Genomic DNA, 2,578 nt, shown 5'->3' on the forward strand with positions numbered 1-2,578 from the left:
GCGGGCGGCAGACGCGCATGGCCGCCCAGCGCCGAGGCGCCGACGCTGGGGGCGGAGTTGGCCTGTTCCAACTCCAGCCCGGCGCGCGATTGCTGCAGGCGAGCGCGGGCGATGCCGAGATTGGGATTGGCTTGCAAGGCGCGTTCAATGAGGCTGTCGAGTTCCGCATCGTTGAGACCTTGCCACCAGCGGTTCACCGGCATGGCGGTAGTGGCACTATCGCCAGCGCGCACGAAGTGGCCAGTATGCGCAGCCTGCGGTGCGGCTTCGGGCGGGGCGGCGTATTCCGGGCCGAGCGCACAGCCGGCCAGCAGCGCAGCCGCAGCCAGGGCAATCAGGCGGGCGCGGGGAAAGAAAGAATCGGTCTTGTACATAATCATCATCAATGAGAAGCCACCGGTGCGGCATTGGTCGGCAAGGGGCGCAGGAACAGCACCAGCGGCGTGACGCAGACGATGGCCACGCCCAGCAACCAGAACAGGTCGGCATAGGTCATGGTCAGCGCCTGGACCTGGATGGTGGCGCCCATGAGTTGGATCGCCACGTCCTGGCCGCCCAGCAGGTGCGCTTGGGCCGCGATGCTGGACTGCACCAGGTCGGAATTGGCAGAGAGGCTCTCTTCCAGGCGCCGGCTATGCAGCCACAGGCGCTGGTCCTGGATCACGGCGATGGCCGCCAGCGCCAGCGAGCCGCCCAGGTTGCGCGCCGCGCTATAGAGCCCGGAAGCGTCACCGGCCTGGGCGGGCGGCACCGAGCGGATCGCCGCCTGGTTCAGGAACAGCATGGCCAGCACCGTACCCACACCGCGCATCAACTGCGAGGCTACGAAGGAGCCACCGTAGGACAAGGGACTCAGGTCGGTTTCGAGGAAGGCCGAGGTCGCCAGCAGCAGGAAGCCGGTTCCCACCGCGATGCGGATATCGATCCGTCGCATCAGCAAGGGCGTAAAGGGCATCATCAATATCATCGGCACCCCCGAGAGCAGCACGATCCAGCCCGACTGGCACGAGTTGTAGCCGGCAATACCGGAGAGGAACTGCGGGATCACGTAAGAGGTGCCATACAGTGCCACGCCGACGATCATGGCCATCATCACCACCGAGCCAAACTGACGGTCGCGCAAACAGCGTAACTGGATCACCGGATGGCGCGAGCGCACCTGGCCGATGGCCAGGAGGATGAAACCCAGCAAGGACGTGGCGGCCAGCCAGCGGATATCGGGCGAAGAGAACCACTGCTCGCGCTCGCCCTCCTCCAGCACCACCGTCAGACCGCCCAGCCCCAGCGCCAGGCCGGCGATGCCAAACCAGTCGGCCTCGGCCAGTTGTTCGAACTTGGGACGTTCATAGGGAATGGCCACCAGCAGCAAGGTGATGAGCGCAGCCCCCACCGGCAGGTTGATGAAGAAGGCGTAGTGCCAGCTCACGTTCTCGGTCAGCCAACCGCCCATCACCGGACCCAGTACCGGACCCAGGATGGCGGTAGCGCCGAACATGGCATTGCCCACCGGTTGCTGTGAGCGTGGCAGTCGGGTGGCGATGATGGTCATGGCCGTAGGAATGAGTGCACCACCGGTAAAACCCTGCCCAACCCGCCCGATGATCATCATCGGCAGCGTGGTGGACAGACCGCACAGCACCGAGAACAGCGTGAACAGGCCGGCCGCAGTAAGCAGCAGCACGCGCAGACCCAGCAGGCGTTCCAGCCAGGCCGACATGGGGATGATGACGATCTCGGCCACCAGGTAGGCGGTGGCGATCCAGGTGCCTTCGGTGCCGGAAGCGCCAATCTCGCCCTGGATGGTCGGCAGCGAAGAGTTGACGATGGAAATATCCAGCGTGGCCATGAGCGCCCCCAGGGTGCCGGCCGCCACCGCCAGCCAGGCGGAAGCATCGGCCTTTTCTTCCTGGGCGCCCGGACCGGCTAGCGGCTTGGCGGGGGCGCTACTCACTGCGGCTCCTTGCCGGTAGCATTGGCTTCACTGTTGCGCTCGCGCAGGGTGCGCAGTTCATCCTTGGCGGCAATGGTATTGACTTCCACCGTCACCGACAGGCCGGCCACGAAGGCGCGAGTTTGTTCCGGGGTAGCATCGATGGCCACCCGAACCGGGACGCGCTGGACGATCTTGGTGAAGTTGCCGGTGGCATTCTGCGGCGGCAGCAGTGAGAACTGGGCACCCGTGCCGGGCGAGAGACTCTCTACATGGCCCTGGAATTCCACACCCGGCAAGGCATCCACCTTGATGGTGGCGGGCTGGCCGATGCGCATGATGCCGATCTGGGTTTCCTTGAAATTGGCGCTGACGTAGAAGCGCGTCGGCACCACCGTCATCAGGCGCGTACCAGCCGAGACGAACTGACCGACCCGCACCTGCTTGTCGCCGATGCGGCCATCGACGCTGGCGCGGATCTCGGTATAGCCGAGGTTGACGCTGGCCGCGTCATATTGCGCCTTGGCGGTTTCGCCCTGGGCCTGGGCTTGGCGCACCTGGGCCTGCAATGAACGCACGCGCAACTGGGCCGCTTTCAGTGCTGCGCGACGCGCCGCCAGGGTGCTGCGTGCCTGGGCCTGCTGGTTG

2 protein-coding genes and 1 pseudogene are annotated in these 2,578 nt (G+C 65.7%); all 3 read right to left on the reverse strand.

All coding sequences use genetic code 11. The features are described from left to right. Window positions 1-374, reverse strand: a pseudogene (locus tag I5W_RS25800) (TolC family protein); the annotation flags it as partial. Between the two features lie 8 nt (window positions 375-382). Further along, window positions 383-1,951 (reverse strand): MDR family MFS transporter, encoded by a 1,569-nt coding sequence (locus I5W_RS25805; protein WP_044531399.1) that lies wholly within the window; start codon window positions 1,949-1,951, stop codon window positions 383-385. After that, window positions 1,948-2,578 (reverse strand): HlyD family secretion protein (locus I5W_RS25810; RefSeq protein ID WP_044531400.1); only part of this gene is annotated, 631 nt, incomplete at its 5' end. The genes I5W_RS25805 and I5W_RS25810, both read right to left, overlap by 4 nt.

Source organism: Herbaspirillum sp. B65, assembly GCF_000333555.1.
Classification (GTDB): Bacteria; Pseudomonadota; Gammaproteobacteria; order Burkholderiales; family Burkholderiaceae_D; genus Herbaspirillum; species Herbaspirillum rubrisubalbicans.